Annotated in this window: 3 protein-coding genes and 1 pseudogene; all 4 read left to right on the forward strand. The window is 63.9% G+C overall.

Going from position 1 to position 3,456, the window contains the following annotated elements; all coding sequences use genetic code 11:
- Positions 1 to 1,652 (forward strand): annotated as a pseudogene (locus tag HUJ17_RS01090) (electron transport complex subunit RsxC); the annotation flags it as partial.
- A complete protein-coding gene (gene rsxD, locus HUJ17_RS01095; protein ID WP_063508064.1) occupies positions 1,652 to 2,671 on the forward strand; it encodes an electron transport complex subunit RsxD in 1,020 nt (339 codons plus the stop codon). The pseudogene HUJ17_RS01090 and the gene rsxD, both read left to right, overlap by 1 nt.
- Complete coding sequence (gene rsxG, locus HUJ17_RS01100; protein WP_290508973.1) at positions 2,668 to 3,315, forward strand: electron transport complex subunit RsxG; 648 nt, start codon at positions 2,668 to 2,670, stop codon at positions 3,313 to 3,315. Before rsxD ends, rsxG begins: the two co-directional genes overlap by 4 nt.
- Positions 3,308 to 3,456, forward strand: a 149-nt coding sequence (locus tag HUJ17_RS01105) for an Rnf-Nqr domain containing protein (RefSeq protein WP_290508974.1), incomplete at its 3' end; no start/stop codon positions are given. The genes rsxG and HUJ17_RS01105, both read left to right, overlap by 8 nt.

Genomic DNA, 3,456 nt, shown 5'->3' on the forward strand with positions numbered 1-3,456 from the left:
ACCTGATGGACTGCATCGAGTGCGGTGCCTGCGCCTATGTGTGCCCCAGCCATATCCCGCTGGTGCAGTACTACCGCTATGCCAAGGCGGAAGTGCGTCAGCAGGCAGCCGATCAGGTCAAAGCCGACAAGGCTCGCCAGCGCTTCGAAGCCCGCCAGGCCCGGATTGATGCGGAAAAGGCGGAAAAAGAAGCCCGTCGCCAGGCGCGGCTGGAAGCCAACCGCAAGAAGAAAACCGAAACAGCCAGTGCCCCCAGTGTGGATACGGCAGCGCTCAAGCAGGCCTCCCTGGAAGCGTCCAAGGCCTATAAGGCCGCCGTCAAAGCGGCCAAAGCCGCCGAGGCAGACAACGCGGACAACCTGGACGCATTGAAAGCCGACGTGGATCGCCTGAAAGCCATCGCCGACAAGGCCAAGGCAGCCGTTCGTGACGCCAAGGAAGCGGGCCCCGCCGCCGCACCGGCGGAAGATATCGTCGGCAAGCTGAAAAAACAGGTCGGTGACGCCTCGTCCGCTTACAAGACCGCGGTAAAAGCCGCCAAGGATGCGGAAGCCAATGGCGACGACAACGCTGCCGAGCTACGCGCCAAAGCCGATGAGCTCAAGGCCGCCGCCGACAAACTCAAGGCGGAACTGCGTGACGCCAAGGCCAACGCCCCCGCCACCCCGGCAACTGCGCCCCAGGCCGACCCGGTGGCAGACCTGAAGAAGCAGGTGGGCGAGGCCTCATCCGCCTACAAGGCGGCCGTGAAGGCGGCCAAGGAAGCGGAAGAAAACGGCGCTGACAATGCCGCCGAGTTGCGCAGCCAGGCGGACGAACTGAAAGCCAAGGCGGACCAGCTCAAGGCCGACCTGCGCAACGCCAAGGCCAATGCACCGGCCACGCCCGCCCCGGCCCCTGCCGCTGCGCCAGCCGACCCGCTGGCCGACCTGAAGAAGAAGGTGGGCGAAGTCTCGTCTGCCTACAAGGCCGCCGTCAAAGCCGCCAAAGAGGCCGACGAGAACGGGGCGGACAACGCTGCCGAGTTGCGCGCCGAAGCAGATCGCCTGAAAGCGGAGGCCGACCACTGGAAAGCCGAACTGCGCGAGGCCAAAGCGTCCGCACCGGCCCCGGCTGCCCCCAAGACACCGCCAGCCCCCACGGATACGCCCAAGGCACCGGAGACCGAGGCCCCGCAGGCGCTCACTGCGGTAGACCCGGAGGTGGCGGCCAAGCGCCAGAAGCGTCTCAAGGCCCTGAAAACCGCCTACAACATGGCCCACAAACAGTACAAGGAAGCCCATGCCGCCCTGGAGCGCGGTGAGCGAAACGGCGATATACCCGCCGAAGAACTCAATGCCATGCAGCAGAAGGTGGACAAGCTGAAAGGCAAAGCCGATGTGGCCCGCGATGCCCTGGATGCGTTGGTGGAAGAAGCCAAGGCGGATATCCGCGCACACACCGGCAAGGATCTGAAAACCCTGAAGCTGGAAGCCGCCCGGGCGGAAAGTGCCCTGGCCGACAAGCAGCGCGAGCTTGAGCAACAGCGGGACAGCGCCTCGGAAGATACCCTGGAAGCGCTCAGTTCCGAATTACAGGCCCTGGAGGCGGAAGCCCAGATCGCCCGCAAGGCGCTCAAACAGGCGGTGGAAGAACAAGGACTGCAAGACTGATGGCACTGATCTCTTCAACCTCGCCCCATACCACGGTGAGCAACAACACCGGCGCCTTCATGCGTCAGGTGATTTACGCCACCCTGCCCGGCCTGGCAGTGCTGACCTGGCAGTTCGGCTGGGGCACGGTGATCAATGTGCTCTGGGCCGTGGTGGTGGCGCTGGTCAGTGAGGCGCTGATCCTGAAAGCCCGCGGTCGACCGGTGGCCTTCTACCTGAAGGACTACAGCGCGGTGCTCACCGCCGTGCTGCTGGCCCTGGCCCTGCCTCCCACCTCCCCCTGGTGGCTGACCCTGATAGGGGTGAGCTTTGCCATTATCGTCGCCAAGCAGCTCTATGGCGGCCTGGGCATGAACCCCTTCAACCCGGCCATGGTCGGCTATGTGCTGCTGCTGATTTCCTTCCCGGTGGCCATGACCCAGTGGATCGCCCCCGGCGAAGCGCCCAGCTTCGCACAAAGCTGGCAGCTGTTTACCGGGCAACTGCCGGTGGACGGCCTGAGCGGCGCCACGCCCCTGGATACCTTCCGCACCTGGGCCGGCAATGAAAGCGAACTGGCCAGCCACGGCATCCTCCATGGCCAGTTTGCCGGGCTCGGCTGGGAATGGGTGAACCTGGCCTTCTTGCTGGGCGGTCTGTATCTGATCAGCCGCAAGATCATTACCTGGCATATCCCGGTGGGTTTTCTGGCCGGCCTGGCCCTGCCTGCCCTGGTGGCCTGGCTGATCGACCCGGTGCGGTTTGCCGATCCGATGTTCCAGATACTCTCCGGCGGGGCCATGCTCGGCGCGTTCTTTATCGCCACGGACCCGGTGAGCGCCGCCACCAGCCGCAGCGGTCGGCTGATCTATGCGGCGCTGATCGGGGTGCTGATCTGGGTAATCCGCAGCTTCGGCGGCTACCCGGATGCGGTGGCATTCTCGGTGCTACTGCTTAACCTGTGCGCGCCCTTTATCGATTACTACACCCAGCCACGGACCTATGGCCACGACAAGCCAAACAGGGGCACCCAGTCATGATGCGTTATGCCATTACCAAAAACGCCGTGATCCTCAGCCTGTTTGCCATCAGCACCGCCGCGGCCCTGGCCATCACCAATGAACTGACCATCGGCAAGGTGGAGTGCAACAAGCAGGCTGCACTGATGGCCTCGCTCAATGAAGTGATGCCCCACGACCGGCATGACAACGATCTGCTGGCCGATCGCATTACCGTCAGCGACCCGCTGCTGGGCCGCAACGGCCATCATATTTACCGGGCACGCCAGGATGGCGAGCCCAACGGCGCCGTACTGGAAGCCACCGCCCCGGACGGTTACGGTGGCAACATTGCCCTGATCGTTGGCGTGGATATGCAAGGCAAGGTTCAAGGGGTGCGCGTGGTGCCCCCGCACAATGAAACACCGGGGCTGGGCGACAAGATCGAAACCAAAAAATCCGACTGGATTTATGGTTTCAATGGCCTGTCACTGGGCAATCCTGCCGATGCCGGCTGGGCGGTGAAGAAGGACGGCGGCCAGTTCGACAGCTTTACCGGCGCCACCATCACTCCCCGCGCCGTGGTGGGAGCCGTGCACCGCGCCCTGCAATATTTCGACGCCAACCATACGGCTGTCTTTGAGGCACCTTCCGAGGCAGCCCCGGCGGAGACCTGTGATGAGTGATGTGAATTACAAAAAGATCAGCATGGACGGGTTGTGGAACAACAACCCGGCCACCGTGCAGATTCTCGGCCTCTGCCCCCTGCTGGCGGTGACCGGTACCGTGGTCAACGCCCTGGGCCTGGGGCTGGCCACGCTGGTAGT

The organism is Alcanivorax sp. (genome assembly GCF_014762765.1).
In the GTDB taxonomy this organism is placed as follows: domain Bacteria; phylum Pseudomonadota; class Gammaproteobacteria; order Pseudomonadales; family Alcanivoracaceae; genus Alcanivorax.

Excerpts from the sequence above, each read along its gene's own strand:
- rsxD (WP_063508064.1), top strand. The coding sequence starts at position 1,652 with ATGGCACTGATCTCTTCAACCTCGCCCCATACCACGGTGAGCAACAAC.
- rsxG (WP_290508973.1), top strand. The coding sequence starts at position 2,668 with ATGATGCGTTATGCCATTACCAAAAACGCCGTGATCCTCAGCCTGTTT.